Raw genomic sequence first — 16,920 nt, 5'->3', positions numbered from 1 at the left:
AGACGCTATTTCTTCTGAAATGAGCAAAAATCAATGATTTCTCGTCTGAAATGGGGAAATAACGTTTCTCCTGATCGTTAGAATTTTAAATGAGTTGAAATCGACCAAATAGCGTCATCTGAGATCGTTAGCCTGTCAGCTTATATTGCTCCACCGCCGCTTTATCCAAAAAAGACGAACCCACCGCCCTCGGCGTTGCTTCGTCTTTTTTGGCGTATCTGCTGTTAACTGACTAAATATAGTTGTTACGGGTTCACGATACAGATGGTGTCCCTCACTGTTACATACGTAAGCATCCATTACTCAAGCGTTGGCTCCTTTTGAGTGCGAAGCTCGAATGCATTCCAGCCAATCTATAGAACTGAGAGCTCTTTGACCATATGGTAATACTCATGTCCACCGATGAGAATCACTTCATCTTGAACATAGCCTTGCCGTTCATAGAGCTGCATGGCGCGGCCATTGTCCTGCTCCACGATCAGGGCAACCTGCTTGTGCCCGAGTTCTCTTCCCTGCTGCTCAAAAGCAGCCATCAGTGCACGGCCGATGCCCTGCCCTTGAAATGGCTCACTTACCGAAAGAGTATCGAGATAATACTCCCCAGGGCGGGTTTCTTTTACCAGAGCATATTTCTCATCCGTATCACGTCCGGGGCGATTCAGAAGCGGCTGATCCAAACGCTCCACATCATCACCGGCATACGCTACCAACATGCCAGCAATCTGGCCGTCCTGCTCCATCACAGTGATATTTTGATAACTGATCCGGTTATTTTTCTGTGTAACAAACTCACGTAAGATGTCCATTGCCCGCTCATGGTCCGCCTCCCCCGCAAGTGCATAAGCGATATCCCCAATCGCCTGCACCAGCAGCGGGATGATCTGATCCACATCTTCCTTCCGTGCAGGTCGGATCTGAGGCACTTTCTTCTGTTGCTCTGACCCTATAGTAGGTTTCACTTGTAAAAAGACACCTCTCTCTCAGATCAACATGTTGAACAGATTCAAGTTTTTGTTCAGCTCGGTGTAGGCGATACCTTTGCGGTTCATCCGTTCGATGAGCGGCTGGTAGTCTTCCTTGTACATGAGCTCGATGCCGACTAAGGCAGGGCCATTTTCCTTGTCATGTTTTTTCGTATATTCAAATCTGGCGATATCATCATTCGGACCGAGCACTTCCTCCAGGAACTCACGTAGCGCCCCCGCACGTTGCGGAAAATTCACCATGAAATAATATTTCAGACCTTCGTAGATCAGGGAACGCTCTTTGATCTCCTGCATCCGGTCGATATCATTGTTACCGCCGCTGATGACACAAACTACCGTCTTGCCTGCGATCTGTTCGCGGTATTGCTCCAGTGCAGCTACAGCCAGCGAGCCCGCAGGCTCCACCACGATCGCATTTTCGTTATATAATTCCAGAATGGTTGTGCAGGCTTTGCCTTCTGGAACCTTCACAATGTCATTCAGGATGTTGCTACAGATGTCATAAGTCAAATCACCGACCCGTTTCACCGCTGCGCCATCCACAAATTTATCGATATCATCCAGCGTAACCACTTGTTTGCGGAACATTGCTTCACTCATCGAAGCTGCTCCAAGCGGCTCAACGCCGATGATTTGTGTTTCAGGACTAACCGTTTTCATGTAGGTTCCTACCCCAGCCGCCAAACCGCCGCCGCCAATGGTGACAAATACATAGTCTGCATTCTCATCAAGGCTTTCCATGATCTCCATCGCAACTGTACCGTTCCCTGCAATAATCTTCGGTGAATCAAACGGATGGATAAAGGTCATGCCCTGCTCGTCACATGCCCGCATCGCTTCCGCATACGCATCATCATACGTATCACCGATCAGGACAACTTCTACATTATCGCCGCCAAAACGTCGTACCTGTTTCACTTTCTGGTTCGGTGTTGTGCTTGGCATAAAGATTTTGCCGTGAATGCTCAGTGCATTACAGCTAAAAGCTACACCCTGTGCGTGGTTGCCGGCACTGGCGCAGACGATGCCTTTCTCCATTTCGGCAGGGGTCAGACTGCGTATCATATTGTAAGCCCCTCGAATTTTAAAAGAACGCACCACCTGAAGGTCTTCCCGTTTCAGATACACATTACAGTTATATTTAGCCGAAAGTACAGCATCCCGCTGTAGCGGCGTTCTGACAATCACTTCACGCAGCACATGATGTGCACGTACGATATCTTCCATGCCTACATGGACATTTCTAGAACCTTCGTTTCCGGCTCCCGTTCCTGTTGTTTCTTGATTCTCTGGTTTCATCTGTCTCCACACTCCGCTTATATGGTCTAGCAATGTCATTCATTGCTTTTTCTTTTTATTGTATCACTTTTGCTCTGTCCTTGCGCCCGGCACCGGAAGGAACAATCTTCTACTCGCTATGACGACCGTACTCAAATACTTCACATTTCCCACTTTCTTATCTCTTACTCTTACTCTTACTCTTACTCCGCTTCGCGTATCATTCGCATGATCTCATTGACGATCACTTCAGGATCTGTAAACATCACCATATGACCCGAACGCGCAGCTTCTATCCATCTCGCATTGGATAGCTTGCTTACCGTCTGACGGTGGGCCTCAACGATGGCAGGACTGATTTTACGTTCTCCCTTGCCAGGCAACGTACCCGAAATAATGCTAACTTCCAAGTCTTCCAATTCGGGAGGTTGCTCCCGTAACCCCTTTAAATCTTGCAAAAAATTCTTTCCCTCCGCAGCCATCGTCCGAGCAGCTTGTACCGTAAAGTCCTCCCGGCGGTGATCTGCTACAACGTCATCAGGCTGACTAAGAAAGTCTTTGATGCCAAGAAACCGATACAGGCCCACACGAGCCAGAGCGGGAATAAGTGCCCCATTTATCGCAAAACCGACCTTCGCCATACGGGAAAAATATAACTCACAATGCTCATCCGACGGGTCAACAAGAATGATACCTTGCAGACGTGACAGATTACTAGCGGCCGCTGCACGTACAATTGGCCCTCCCCAGCTATGCCCCACCAGAATAATCGGCCCCGGCCCCATCGCCGCTAGCAGTTCATTCAGGTCTTCTGCAATCCGGGCGAGCGTGCGTGGAGAAAAATCAACATCACTTCGTCCCGCTCCGGCCCTGTCATACACAACGGTACGTGCATGCTCCGCAATCTTCGGCACAACCAGCCCCCATGTAGATCTGGAAACGCCCATCCCCGACTCAAAAACGACCGTCACTTCTCCAGCGCCCTTCGACATGTAATGCAACTTCCGGCCATCCCGGGTCTGAATATATGCACTTGTACCCAACGTATGTAATCCTGCATCATGACTCATTACTTCACCTTCCCTCCCCACTGATCCACAGTATCCCGTCTCTCATCACGCTTCTAAATGAAAATGATTATCAATTACTAATTATACCTTTTTCCCTGTAAAAAAAGAACACCCGATCCATCACCGGATCGGGTATCCTTCCCAGCCTTGCAGGGGCTGAACGTACAATATAAAACTTACGGCCTCGCGCCCTTTTCCTCGCGCATAGCCTCATTACTTCTTCACAAATCACAGGTCATGGAGCAGAATCGGGATGAAATTCTCTTATCCGCGAATGCCGTGATCCTTGTTATTCATCTGATCCAGTAACTGATTCATCGTATCCTCGGTCATCGCACCACCGCTAAAAGCCACAAGGGCACGTAGCGGCATATATTTCATCATCGCGTTCATCATGTCCGCATGATCATGATCACCGGAATCGTCACCGCCACCAAAACCGCTCGCTTCCTGGAATTGCTGCAAAGCCTGCTCAATCAGCTTTTTATTCTCCGGGTCGCTCTGAATATCGCCAAGGGTACTATTGCGTGTATACGTTGGAATGAACGTGGCAGTAGACTCTAAGCTTACCCGAGCCTGCATACGAATATCACGCGAAGAGCTACCGAGCTGTATATCGAACTCTCCCGTCTCGACATGCCAGTCTTTCATATCCACGTTGTAATACGCGAACGAACGCTTATTCAGCATGAAATGAACTATTTTGGACTCGCCAGCCTCCAATGCCACCTTCGCAAAAGCTTTCAGCTCCCGATCCGGACGAATCACCGTACTCTCAACATCACTAACGTACAACTGTACGATCTCTTTCCCTGCACGCTCCCCGGTATTGGTGACGCGTATTTGTACCTGCACCTCGTCCAGATCCGTTAGCGCTGTGCGATCTACTTGTAAATCGCTGTACTCAAACGTGGTATAACTGAGGCCGTATCCAAAAGGGAATAGCGGTTCCAGCTCTTTTTTATCATAATAACGGTAACCGACGAAGATCCCCTCACGGTAATCCACACGATCTGCCTCACCAGGGAAGTTCAGATAGGACGGATTGTGGCTAAGCTTAGCCGGGAAGGTCTCTGCCAGTTTACCGGACGGGTTCACCTCACCGTAGAGCAGATCGGCGATTGCGCCTCCTACGGCCTGTCCGCCAAGATAAGCTTCAAGCACAGCTTGGACCTGCGACAGCCAAGGCATCTCCACTGGAGAACCGTTGCTTAGCACAACCACTACACGGGACTGCACCTTGGCAACCTCTTCAATCAGTCGAATGTGGTTGTCCGGCAGACGCAGATGCGCACGGTCATACCCTTCGGATTCGTATCGATCCGGCAATCCAACAAATACCACAGCGGTATCTGCCGCTTGTGCAGCCTGAACAGCCTGCTGCAACAGTGTCTCATCCACATCGTCCTCTTCAATCCGGTACCCTGGTGCATACGAGATGGTTACTCCATCGCCTGCCACAAGAGTCATCTCCTCCACAATATCATCGACCTTGGTCGGATTAATGTGGGAGCTTCCCCCTCCCTGAAAGCGAGGTTTACGCGCAAAAGCACCTACGATGGCTACGCTACCTTCACGCTTTAGCGGAAGAAGCCCGGCTTCATTTTTCAACAAGACCATACTTTCGGATGCCACTTTACGTGCAAGCTGATGATGTTCATCTTTATCGTACGAAGCGCCTTCTTTCTTATGATCCACCGCTTTGAAAATTAAGGTCAGCACACGCTCCACCGCAAGATCCAGCTTATCCATGGGCAGCTTTCCGCTCTTTACAGCATCAACCACCTTACGTTCTCCAATACCGCCGCTTGCTGGCATCTCCAGCTCCAGTCCAGCTGCAAGGGCATCCGCCCGCTCATTCACTGCACCCCAGTCCGAGACAACCAGACCTTCGTGGCCCCATTCATCCTTCAATATGTCAGTTAATAGCCACTCATTTTCACCTGCATACGTGCCGTTCACTTTATTATAAGAACACATGACCGTCCAAGGCTGTGCATCCTTCACTGCGCCTTCGAAGCTGGCCAGATAAATCTCGCGTAGCGTCCGTTCGTCTACCACCGCATCAATCGACATACGGCGCTCTTCCTGGTTATTCACCGCAAAGTGTTTGAGAGACGTACCCACGCCCTGGCTCTGCACGCCCTGAATATGAGCGGTAGCCATCTGAGTAGATAAGAGTGGGTCTTCAGAAAAGTATTCAAAATTCCGTCCGCCCAAGGGAGAACGTTTAATATTTACACCCGGTCCAAGCAGTACCGCCACATCTTCGGCCTGACATTCTTCACCCAAAGCCACGCCCACCTGACGCGCCAGCTCGGTATCCCACGAACTCGCCAGCCCTGCCGCAGACGGGAAACAGGTTGCAGGTACACTTGCGGTCAGACCCAAGTGATCTGCACTGGTATCCTGTTTGCGCAATCCGTGAGGACCATCCGTTACCATAATAGATGGAATGCCGAGACGCTCCACCCCTTTCAGATGCCAAAAGTCGAGCCCTGAGCACATTCCCGCTTTTTCTTCCAGTGTCATCTGCTGTACCAAATCTTTGATGTTACGTTCCACATTAACCCCTCCAGTTCATGATATTCGTGTAGTGTCGAAGCTATATAACAAGCATACTGCGTGGACTCTCACTATTTCAAATCCTTACCCGGTTTGGCACGTTTACATAACAGATGTGCTCATTTTTCGTGAGGCAAATAAGTTAAATTAAAAATTTTAACACGGTGCACTCCGATGACAGAATAACCTTCAATCGCTGTTATCCTATATAGATTAATAAAATGAAAAAACAGCCCGATCTCCCGAATCAGGCTGCCTGCGAACTTCTTTATATGTCGATATGTGCTAGATCTCGTAATGCAATACATCCACAAGTACTGTACCTGTATTACACCTGTGTTGTATACCATGTTGCCGCAGCTTCCGCCTCGGTACGTGTCAGTTGATGGCCCTGACGTTCCCAATGCATATGCACCTCGGCACCCGCCCCACTCAGCAGTGAAGCCAGTTCCTCCGTTTCACGTCTTGGCACAATTGGATCATTCTCTCCTGCACCGATGAACACGGGCAGTCCTTTCAGATCAGGCAGTGTCAGTCCGCGAAGCGGCACCATCGGATGGTGCAGGATTGCTCCCTTGAATACATCTGCCTGATGGAACATCAGACTTGCGGCAATGTTGGCACCATTGGAATAGCCCAGCGCATACACGTTCGATCGATCGAATCCATATTCCACCGCAGCAGCATCGATAAAGGCTCCCAGCTCTGCTGTCCGTGCAATCAGATCCTCTTCATCAAAGACACCTTCTGCAAGGCGGCGGAAGAAACGTGGCATCCCATTCTCGGACACGTTACCTCGCACTCCAAGAATCGCCACCCCCGGAGCAATCATCTCTGCCAGTCCGATCAGATCATTCTCCGTTCCACCTGTACCGTGGAGCAACAATATTGTCGCCGCATCTGCCTGCGCACCTGCTTTGTAGATATGTTTCATTGTCGCTGTACTCATCATTTAGACTCCCCTTTCCATTCCCGTACTTGAATTGGTGGCAGCAACTGTTCGATCTGCTCACGCTGTGGTTCGTACCATTCAGGCAGCATCAATTTCTCGCCCATCGTCTCTTGCGGTTCATCCCGTGCAAAGCCCGGAGGATCTGTCGCAATCTCGAACAAAATACCTCCTGGTTCACGGAAATATACCGCGTTGAAGTATTGACGGTCAATCACGGGTGTTGGATGATATCCCGTTTGATCCAGATCCTGTTGAATTTGTTCATGCTCCGTGTAATCTTTGGCACGCCATGCAATGTGGTGTACCGTTCCTGCACCACCGATACCGCGCTGGATACCTGTCGATTGAATATCGATGATCTGTCCCAGATCACCGCTCGCCCGCAGACGGATCAGGCCATTCTCTTCGCCAACCTGTTCCAGACCAAGCTTGCTGACAAGCACATCCATCGTTTTCTCAGGCACATGACTGTACAGTACTGCACCGCCAAAGCCTTTGATCGCATGCTCAGGTGTCACCCCGTTAAATGCCCACTGGCTTGTCTGACCACCTTCGCGCTCGACCAGTTCAAGGAGCAGTCCCCCTTTGTCGAAGAAACGAATATATTGTTCACCGAATCTCGTTTTATTTTCATATGGAATATCGAAGGATGCAAGACGTTCTTTCCAAAAGGGCAAGCTGCCCATTGGTACGGCATAGACGGTAACTCCGGTCTGACCTGAGCCGATCACACCTCTTCTTGAATTTTGCTGCGGGAAAAACGTAATGATCGTACCTGGCGCCCCTTGCTCATTGCCGTAGTACAAGTGATACACATCCGGTGCATCAAAGTTGATCGTTTTTTTCACCAGTCTAAGTCCCAGCACCCCTGCGTAGAAGTCTACATTTTTCTGTGCGTCGTCGACAAAAGCGGTAATATGATGAATGCCTGAAGTTCTGAACATAATCTCCACTCCCTTAGTTTTCGTTTATTATTCATTATCTTGGTTGTTGTACGGTTGTTTTATTTACTGCTTCTGAGGATTAACTTACTTTAGCTTCGTTATTTATCTTTAAATTAAGATTCTTTAAATTCATATTAATCCATATACGAGCAATATGCAAGCATTTATTTCAAAATTAAGATATTACTTCGATGAACCTTAAATAGACTCGTTTGTTTTTGTTAAAACGTATCGCTCTGAACTGCTTTTCACATAAAAAAACAGGTCCCCGAACCGAAGTACGGGAACCTGTCTTTAATAACGTGTATCTCACCAAAATGAAGCCTGCTTCTGATTCTGATTCTTACACCAATTTTAATTTTTTCGGTGGATTAACCAGATCTTTATGCTCATATTCATCCTTGATATCCCCGACAATCTCTTCGAGAATATCCTCCATGGTTACCATTCCGATCGTTGCGCCAGCTTCGTCTTTGACAGAAGCGATATGCACGCGGCTATGTTGCATCTGAACGAGTACATCCTTGATCGGTGAACGCTCCGAGAAGCTCGGCATTGGGTGCATGAACGTGTTCATGCTGAACGTTCTGCCCGCAGCTACACTCGTTAACGTCTGTTTGGTATTAATAAACCCGACAAAATGGTTTGCATTCCCGTTTGCAATGACAGGATACCTCGTATACTCATGCTGATTCAGCACTTCAATAATCTGTTCCAGCGGCATTTCTTTATTCAGCGTAACGATTTTATTTCGGGGAATCATGATCTCCTGAAGCAAACGCTCATCAAAGGCAAAAATGTTTTTGAGGTAATCCAGCTCCGTCTGGTTAATCTCGCCACTCTCATAACTTTGCGCCATGATCAGCTTTAATTCCTCTTCGGAGTGAACCGTATCATGCCCGGCCGGTTTGATACCGAAAATGCTAAGCAATAAACGTGCTGCACCATTCAGCGCATAAATGAACGGGTTCATGATTTTACCGAACCAGTAGAGCGGTGGTGCAAGCAACAACGTCATTTTTTCAGCAAACTGAATGGCAAGTGTCTTGGGTGCAAGCTCGCCGATTACGACATGCAAGAAGGTGATAAATGCCAATGCAATCGCGTAAGAGAGTACGGTGGACAGTGCAGCAGGCACTTCCAGACTCTGGAATAACGGATGCAACATTTTCTCTACGGTCGGTTCGCCCAAAGCACCCAGTACTAGCGCAGTAATCGTAATACCAAGTTGACAGGCAGACAGATAATAATCCAGATTATGTGCTACTTTTTTGGCGACCACTGCTTTTTTGTTGCCTTCCGAGATCAATTGATCAATACGGGACATCCGCACTTTCAAAATAGCAAACTCGGCTCCTACGAAAAACGCGGTCAAACCGATAAATACAGCTACTAAAAATAAGTTCAAGGCTATTATTCCGTCCAATGATTTCCCTCAGGTGAGGGATTCACCTCCATTAAGTTTTGAAATGTTTAAGCCAGATCGCTGGCGGCTTCTTGGGCCTCAATACCGTTAACACGTTCAAGCAGCACCTGCTTGATGTGATAGTTTTCGGCATCCACTACCGTCCAGACATAGTCGCCGTGTTCAACGGTATCTCCTTTTTCCACACCGACACCCTTCTGGTACTGAATCCAACCGGCAACCGTATCCATCTCTTCATTACCTTCGAATATAATTCCGAATTGACGCTCCAGTTCATCCAGCAGCACACGGCCACTAATTAGATACTGGTTTTCCCCGGTCTCCTGAATGTCCGCTACTTCATCAGCATCGAACTCATCCCGGATCTCGCCAACCAGCTCTTCAAGGATATCCTCCATCGTAATGATTCCCGAAGTACCGCCATACTCATCCACGACGACAGCCATATGCACACGTTCCTGTTGCATTTTGATCATCGCATCCTGAATGGATGTCACTTCCGATACAAATGGGATCTCACGCACGAATTCACTCAATTGATGTGCCCGGGTCGCAACCATGTCCGGCAAAATCTTCTTCACATTCACGACACCGATAATGCGGTCTTTATCTCCATCCTCGATGACGGGATATCTGGAGTAGTTATGCTCATCCAATATAGGAATAATATCGTCATAAGTCATATCCTGATTCAGTGTAATCAGTTCGGTACGCGGAACCATGATGTCTTTGGCATCACGTTCATCGAACACAAACACATTTTCCAAATAGGAAAGCTTGGTCTGGTTACTCTCATCGCCTTCATAGCTCTGGTTCATAATGATCTTAATCTCATCCTCGGAATAAGCCTGATCATGTCTGGCTGGTTTTACACCGAATCCACGCAAAATTACACGCGATGCACCATTGAGTGCCCAGATGAATGGATACATGACTTTACCAAACCAGTACAGCGGCGGAGAGAGTAACAAAGTCAACTTTTCGGAAAATTGAATCGCCAACGTTTTGGGTGCCATCTCACCAACAACGACATGCAAAAACGTAACGAGTATAAAAGCTATCGCATAAGAAGCAATCGCCGAGGCCGAGGCAGGTACGTCAAAATAACTAAACACCGGATATAACAATCTCTCCACAGTCGGTTTCCCCAAGGCCCCGAGTCCGAGGGCTGTAACGGTGATACCTAGCTGACAGGCGGACAAATAATAATCCAGGTCCGAGACGACCTTCTTGGCAAGCACTGCCTGTTTATTGCCTTCGGCAACCAGTTGATCCACCCTTGATGTACGAATTTTCACAACAGCAAACTCCGACGCAACGAAAAATGCAGTCAGTACAATCAAGATGATAAGTAATGCGATATTTAATATGGTAATTATGTCCAAAGACTTCCCCGATAGTCAGGGATTCACCTCCAAGATAGTTACAGCGTGATACATTAACGTTCATGCCGTTAACTGTTCATACGCTGTTGAATGTGTGATGCCAAGAGCCAGTGACGATTAAAAAATATATAAAAAAATCAGTTCATGATCACTTCTGTATAAGTCGCATAATGACCTTGTAAATCTAAAACAGGAATCCAAGATGAAGTCAATAACGCCCATGACGTGTAGAAACGACTTCAATCAAAACGGGTTATCCCTCATGCTGTCCATTGTTCCTTGATCAACTCCACCTAGATTCGCCATTTGGACAATTTACAATATCGCCTACCCAATAGATATCCACCTCCCAACGTATCGATTCCTGTTTCCGAAAAGTATATCATGTTTTGATCCAAACCATCCAGTTGCACGTTATGGTTTGGCACAAGCTTACAGTCTATTGTTCACAGAATAGTCTATATGTATGTTATACTCTGGCATTTTAGCCAGTGTGATCCTGTAATTAAGAGATGGATTTATCGCCTATCTTTCTACAGACAGACTACCTACATTTCCCGCTTTTATGTAAAAGGCTCTTCCGAATTGATACAGTCCTCTTGTTATAGAATAATGCAGTTTATTAAAAAACTACCCGTTTCATTTGAGTATCAAACAGATCCAGAGGCTCACTGGTATAGCGGCTAATTGTCACTCTCAAGGCTATGTTAAGGATTGTAGCTGTCTTTTTTTACACATGATATATGTAATACGCGCAAAAAGCCCGCAGGATGCAAATACCTTGCGGTACCCATCCTACGGGCTGGCTTAATTGTTACACCAAAGCTTTGGCAGCAATGTCGGAGCGTTGATGTTTGCCTTCAAAATGAATGTGCTCTGCCTGAGCATATGCTTTGGCTCTTGCTTCTGCAATGTCAGCACCTAGGCCTACAACACCGAGAATACGTCCACCGTTTGTCACCCAGTCCCCAGCTTCATTACGCGCTGTTCCTGCATGGAACACAACACCCTCTCGGGCTTGATCCAGTCCCTCAATCACAACACCTTTCGCATAAGGGCCGGGATATCCGCCTGAAGCAAGCACGACACATACAGCGGCTTCTTCGCTCCATTCAATCTCCAGATCAGCCAGCTTACCATGAACGGTTGCCCAGAAAATATCGAGCAGGTCCGTTTTCAGACGTGGCAACACCACTTGTGTTTCCGGGTCTCCAAAACGTGCGTTGAACTCAATCGTTTTGGGTTTGCCATCCGGGGAGATCATCAGACCCGCAAACAATACACCACGGAATGGACGTCCCTCGGATACCATTGCTTTCGCTGTTGGCTTAATGATGGTTTCCACCGCTTCTTCAATAATGAAGGCTGGAATATGTGGAAGTGGGGAGTACGTACCCATGCCGCCCGTATTTGGCCCCTGATCATTGTCGAACACAGGTTTATGATCCTGCGCAGCAGCCATTGGACGAACCGTCTCACCGTCAACAAAGGCCAGAATCGACATTTCCTGTCCGGCGAGGAATTCTTCGACAATCACTTTCGCTCCAGCTTCACCAAATACCTTATCAACCATAATGCTGCGAAGGGCCTGATTCGCCTCTTCACGAGAGTATGCTACGGTAACCCCTTTACCTGCAGCGAGTCCGTCCGCTTTGATAACAACCGGGATTGCTTGCCCGTCCAAATATGTCTGAGCTTGCTCGTAGTTGTCGAACTTCTCGTATGCAGCCGTAGGGATATTGTATTTGTGTAGCAGATCCTTCATAAATGTTTTGCTGCCTTCGATTTCCGCTGCATTACGGCGTGGGCCGAAGACCGGGATTCCTGTCGAGTCAAATGCGTCCACAATGCCGTCTGCGAGCGGATCATCTGGTCCAATAACGACGAGGTCTACTTTTAGTTCAACTGCCAGTGCTTTGAGTTTATCGAATTCATGTACCGCAATCGGGTGACACTCTGCCACCTGTGCAATCCCCGCATTCCCGGGCGCACAATGAATCTTGCCTGCCTTTGGACTCTTCGCCAGTGCCCAGATAATTGCATGTTCGCGGCCGCCGCCGCCGACTACCAAAATATCCATTCGTCTGTTTCCCTCCACGCTTTACTGGATTGTGATGCTCCTACACTTCAAAAACATTAAGTGATCTGTTTTTATTGATCTATTTCCTGAAAAAAGGAGTGCCCCATACGTCATCAGCATGACAGGTGACACCCCTTTATAACACTTGCCACTTTTTGATAAAGAGTATTTTAATACTTCCGTTCGGACTTTAACTCTTCAACCTGCTTATTACTTGTCCTAGTGTTTAAAATGACGTACGCCTGTGAATACCATGGCGATGCCGTATTCATTGGCTACTTTGATAGACTCTTCGTCTTTGATCGAGCCGCCTGGCTGGATGACTGCTGTAATACCCGCTTTTGCTGCCAGCTCAAGTGTATCACCCATCGGGAAGAATGCATCGGAAGCGAGAATAGCACCTTTTGCCTGCTCGCCAGCTTGCTCGATTGCAATTTTGGCAGCGCCGACACGGTTCATTTGCCCTGCACCCACACCTACCGTCATGTCGTTCGCAGCAAGTACAATCGCGTTGGACTTCACATGTTTAACGACTTTCCAGCCAAACAATAGCTGTTTCATTTCTTCTTCGGAAGGTGCACGATCTGTAACCACGTTGAGCTCGCTCGCTTCAATGGAGTGTACGTCTGATTGTTGCACGATCATACCACCGTCAATCGATGTAACCACGAATTGGCTTTCACGGTTGCGAGCTGCGTTCAGTTCACCTGTTTTGAGCAAACGAATATTTTTCTTTTTCGTCAGGATATCCAGTGCTTCTTGGGTAAAATCAGGAGCGAGTACGATTTCCAGGAAAATCTCGCTCAGCTTGTTCGCCGTATCGCTGTCGATGATGCGGTTTGCTGCCACAATGCCACCGAAAATCGATGTTGGGTCAGCAGCATAAGCTTTACTGTAGGCTTCATAGATGCTTTCGCCAATTCCTACACCGCAAGGATTCATATGTTTAACGGCAACGACTGCTGGCTCTTCAAATTCTTTGACAATCTGCAGTGCTGCGTTGGCATCGTTGATGTTATTGTAGGACAACTCTTTACCATGCAATTGCTCAGCTGTAGTCAATGTATCCTGCGCAGCCAGCGGTTTGCGGTAGAATGCCGCTTGTTGGTGCGGATTTTCGCCATATCGTAGATCTTGGAGCTTTTCGTAAGTAACGGTCAGACGCTCTGGTAATGGATCGCCATTAACGTTGGACAGGTAATCGGAGATGAGTGCATCGTAAGCCGCCGTATGACGGAACACTTTTGCCGCAAGCCGTTTGCGTGTTTCCAGCGTCGTATCTCCGCCGCTGCGCACTTCCTCCAGCACTTGACTGTAGTCGGCCGCATCAACAACAACGCTAACAAAAGCATGGTTTTTAGCCGCTGAACGAAGCATCGTTGGACCACCGATATCGATGTTCTCAATCGCATCTTCATAGGCTACATCCGGTTTAGCGATGGTTTCCTGGAAAGGATACAGGTTCACAACAACCAAATCGATGTAACCCAAACCAAGCTCCTGCATTTGGCGTGTATGCTCTTCGTTATCACGAACAGCAAGCAAGCCGCTGTGAACTGCCGGATGCAATGTTTTGACACGTCCGTCCATAATTTCCGGGAACCCGGTTACGTCCGAAATTCCGATGACAGGTACGCCTTCCTTCGACAACAGGCTACTTGTACCTCCTGTCGAAATAATCTCCACACCCATTTGCGACAGCTCGCGGCAAAAGTCCACGATGCCTGTTTTATCCGATACGCTGACCAGCGCTCTTTTGATACTCACAATATGCTCCTCCTTTATTATCCCATAAGCTTCGCGTTTCCTGACGAAACACAGCCGATTTATTTCCCGAGAAATATCACAAAATGCGTACCAATTTTCGACTTCTGTTATATAAGTTGAACCATAGTGTTTACACGGAACACTCCGATGACAGAACAACCTTTCAATCGCTGTTATCCCCAGATTTTTTGATTCCTTTTTTCAAGGGGAAAATCCGGTGATAAAGGCGAGCGCTTCGCTTTTCCAGGTTTTCTCTGTCCTCTCCGTTAACGTGTAAAAAGGGACAACTTATATCAAACCGGTTTGGTAACGGTGACGTGGCGTCCGTTTAATTGAACCAAGCCTTGCGCGAACCAAGATACCACTTCAGGGTATAACTGCTGTTCGGCAGCATGGATAGCTTTGCTGATCGTTTCCGCCGTATCCCCTGGTTGGACAGGCACAGGATGCTGGGCTATAATCGGCCCCGTATCCATGCCGCCGTCCACAAAATGAACGGTTACACCTGTCACTTTCACACCATAATCAAGTGCTTGTCCAATCGCATCTTTGCCAGCAAAGGCTGGCAGGAGCGATGGATGAATGTTGATCAGTCGACCCGCGTAACGCTCAACCATTACGGAGGTCAGCAGTCTCATATAACCTGCCAGTACAACCAGATCAATCTGTTTGGATTCGAGCACTTCGATAATTTCTGCCTCGTATGCTTCACGCGAAGCATAATCTTTCGGTGTAAACAGGTGACATTCTACCCCTGCATCCTGTGCTCGCTGTACAACACGTGCAGCAGATTTATCACAGACGAGTAATTCCACCGATGCACCCAGCTCGCCATTCCGTGCCGCATCAACCAGAGACTGAAAGTTGCTTCCCGTCCCTGAGGCAAATACAGCAATGCGGTAGTTCGTCATTAAACATCCGCTCCCGTGAAGGTTACTCGCGCATCTCCTTCAGTTACACGGCCAATGATGTACGCTTCTTCACCGGAAGCTTTTAGTTGCTCCAATGCTTTTGCTGCATCCGCTTCGTTCACAACCAAGACAAGTCCGATACCCATGTTAAACGTTGTGAACATATCACGGTTGGATACATCGCCTTTTTGCTGTAAAAGATTAAAGATTGGCAGGATCGGCCATGAACCATAATCGATATCTACGTTCACGTTGCTTGGCAGCATACGCGGGATATTTTCGATGAATCCACCGCCCGTGATGTGCGCCATCCCTTTAACTTTGACATTCTCCAGCAGGGACAGTAATGGTTTTACATAAATTTTCGTTGGCTCCAGCAAGGCATCGCCCAGTTTGCCACCCAGCTCCGTCATTTCGGAGTGCAGATCCAGGCCAGCTTCTTCAAGCAGCAATCTGCGGACCAGAGAGAAGCCGTTGCTATGCACGCCGCTGGAAGTGAGACCGATGACCGTATCTCCAGGTGCGATGGTTGTGCCATTAATGATTTTTGCTTTGTCCACGATACCCACGGTGAAACCTGCGATATCATACTCACCTTCACTGTACATGCCTGGCATCTCAGCCGTTTCACCGCCGATGAGCGCACAGCCGGACTGATGACAGCCTTCCGCGATACCCGCAACGATCGCTTCAATCTTCTCCGGGATGACCTTATCGCAAGCGAGGTAGTCCAAGAAAAAGAGTGGCTCTGCTCCTTGTACAACGATATCGTTGACACACATCGCTACAGCATCAATACCAATCGTATCATGACGATCCATGGCAAATGCGATTTTCAGCTTGGTTCCCACACCATCTGTACCGGAAACCAGAACCGGCTCATCATATTTGTCTTTGTTCAATCCGAACAGGGCACCAAATCCACCTAAATCCGTCATCACTTCCGGACGAAAGGTACGCTTTACGTGTTTTTTCATCCGTTCAACCGCTTCGTTTCCTGCCGCGATATCGACGCCGGCCTTTTTATATGCTTCGGACACAACCCTCACACCCTTCGTATCTTGTATAAATCGAGCTCAACATTTTTTTGTGTAAATCAAAAGTCCAACTCATTTATTGCTACTCATCTCTAGAAGATGAATCTGAACCAATTCAAATCCCGCTACACCCATTGTAATGTACTGACTGTACTCTTCTGGTGGAACCATTCGAATGTATTCGTCACCGTTGTATACCGCACCGGCACACTGGAATACTTGCAATTCTTTTTTCGCCGGAGTCAGCGGGATGTTACCAATAATGCTCCAAGTTCCATCTTTCAGTAACTTGGGTGACGTGAAGATCACGCTGCTCTTACGTTTGCCATAAGAATAGATAAGGAATTCGCCGTCTTCCAAACTTACAGTTTCGTCACGCTGAATGCTCATCACGCCGAATGAAAATGCCTTTTTGAAGCGGTCTCTCAGTGCGCATATCACCTGACACACGGCGAACCGTCCATCATGCATTGGAATCAGAAAAACATCGCCCTCATTATAGCTTTTTCTTCCCATAAG

General features: G+C 47.9%; 13 protein-coding genes. All 13 read right to left on the bottom strand.

From position 1 onward, the window contains the following. Positions 1–353 precede the first annotated feature (353 nt). Positions 354–959 carry a GNAT family N-acetyltransferase gene (locus MKY23_RS03810; protein ID WP_339835387.1) on the bottom strand — a complete coding sequence of 202 codons (606 nt, stop codon included), beginning with the start codon at positions 957–959 and terminating at the stop codon, positions 354–356. A 21-nt stretch (positions 960–980) separates the two neighbouring features. Then, on the bottom strand, positions 981–2,213 hold the full coding sequence (ilvA, locus tag MKY23_RS03805; protein ID WP_339839190.1) for a threonine ammonia-lyase IlvA: 1,233 nt from the start codon (positions 2,211–2,213) through the stop codon (positions 981–983). Positions 2,214–2,467: 254 nt separating this feature from the next. Further along, on the bottom strand, positions 2,468–3,334 hold the full coding sequence (locus MKY23_RS03800) for an alpha/beta hydrolase (RefSeq protein WP_339835384.1): 867 nt from the start codon (positions 3,332–3,334) through the stop codon (positions 2,468–2,470). A gap of 264 nt (positions 3,335–3,598) precedes the next feature. Then, complete coding sequence (locus tag MKY23_RS03795) at positions 3,599–5,899, bottom strand: glycoside hydrolase family 3 C-terminal domain-containing protein (protein WP_339835382.1); 2,301 nt, start codon at positions 5,897–5,899, stop codon at positions 3,599–3,601. Between the two features lie 328 nt (positions 5,900–6,227). Beyond that, entirely contained in the window at positions 6,228–6,833 is a 606-nt protein-coding gene (locus MKY23_RS03790) for an alpha/beta hydrolase (protein WP_339835380.1), read from the bottom strand. 14 nt (positions 6,834–6,847) lie between these two features. Continuing rightward, a complete protein-coding gene (locus MKY23_RS03785) occupies positions 6,848–7,798 on the bottom strand; it encodes a ring-cleaving dioxygenase (RefSeq protein ID WP_339839187.1) in 951 nt (316 codons plus the stop codon). Positions 7,799–8,138: 340 nt separating this feature from the next. Further along, the gene (locus MKY23_RS03780) at positions 8,139–9,221 is read right to left on the bottom strand and encodes a hemolysin family protein (RefSeq protein WP_336121168.1); all 1,083 of its coding nucleotides are present in this window, start codon (positions 9,219–9,221) and stop codon (positions 8,139–8,141) included. Positions 9,222–9,268: 47 nt separating this feature from the next. Continuing rightward, on the bottom strand, positions 9,269–10,606 hold the full coding sequence (locus tag MKY23_RS03775) for a hemolysin family protein (protein ID WP_339835375.1): 1,338 nt from the start codon (positions 10,604–10,606) through the stop codon (positions 9,269–9,271). Between the two features lie 814 nt (positions 10,607–11,420). After that, positions 11,421–12,686, bottom strand: a complete 1,266-nt coding sequence (gene purD / locus MKY23_RS03770; RefSeq protein ID WP_339835372.1) for a phosphoribosylamine--glycine ligase — start codon at positions 12,684–12,686, stop codon at positions 11,421–11,423. A gap of 219 nt (positions 12,687–12,905) precedes the next feature. Then, complete coding sequence (gene purH, locus MKY23_RS03765) at positions 12,906–14,453, bottom strand: bifunctional phosphoribosylaminoimidazolecarboxamide formyltransferase/IMP cyclohydrolase (protein ID WP_154960740.1); 1,548 nt, start codon at positions 14,451–14,453, stop codon at positions 12,906–12,908. 293 nt (positions 14,454–14,746) lie between these two features. Next, entirely contained in the window at positions 14,747–15,364 is a 618-nt protein-coding gene (purN, locus tag MKY23_RS03760) for a phosphoribosylglycinamide formyltransferase (RefSeq protein ID WP_339835368.1), read from the bottom strand. After that, the gene (gene purM, locus MKY23_RS03755; RefSeq protein WP_339835366.1) at positions 15,364–16,404 is read right to left on the bottom strand and encodes a phosphoribosylformylglycinamidine cyclo-ligase; all 1,041 of its coding nucleotides are present in this window, start codon (positions 16,402–16,404) and stop codon (positions 15,364–15,366) included. Before purM ends, purN begins: the two co-directional genes overlap by 1 nt. A 69-nt stretch (positions 16,405–16,473) precedes the next feature. Beyond that, a complete protein-coding gene (locus tag MKY23_RS03750) occupies positions 16,474–16,917 on the bottom strand; it encodes an immunity 26/phosphotriesterase HocA family protein (protein ID WP_339835363.1) in 444 nt (147 codons plus the stop codon). Positions 16,918–16,920: the final 3 nt, after the last annotated feature.

The sequence above is a fragment of the Paenibacillus sp. FSL R7-0272 genome, assembly GCF_037969905.1.
Taxonomy (GTDB): domain Bacteria; phylum Bacillota; class Bacilli; order Paenibacillales; family Paenibacillaceae; genus Paenibacillus; species Paenibacillus polysaccharolyticus.
Note: the sequence above shows the minus strand (reverse complement) of the source record. Positions and strands in the feature narration are given on the sequence as shown.

What these genes read in the sequence shown, in the direction of transcription:
- ilvA (WP_339839190.1), bottom strand. Translation starts at nt 2,213, where the DNA reads ATGGAAGATATCGTACGTGCACATCATGTGCTGCGTGAAGTGATTGTC.
- MKY23_RS03800 (WP_339835384.1), bottom strand. Translation starts at nt 3,334, where the DNA reads ATGAGTCATGATGCAGGATTACATACGTTGGGTACAAGTGCATATATT.
- MKY23_RS03790 (WP_339835380.1), bottom strand. Translation starts at nt 6,833, where the DNA reads ATGAAACATATCTACAAAGCAGGTGCGCAGGCAGATGCGGCGACAATA.
- purD (WP_339835372.1), bottom strand. Translation starts at nt 12,686, where the DNA reads ATGGATATTTTGGTAGTCGGCGGCGGCGGCCGCGAACATGCAATTATC.
- purN (WP_339835368.1), bottom strand. Translation starts at nt 15,364, where the DNA reads ATGACGAACTACCGCATTGCTGTATTTGCCTCAGGGACGGGAAGCAAC.
- MKY23_RS03750 (WP_339835363.1), bottom strand. Translation starts at nt 16,917, where the DNA reads ATGGGAAGAAAAAGCTATAATGAGGGCGATGTTTTTCTGATTCCAATG.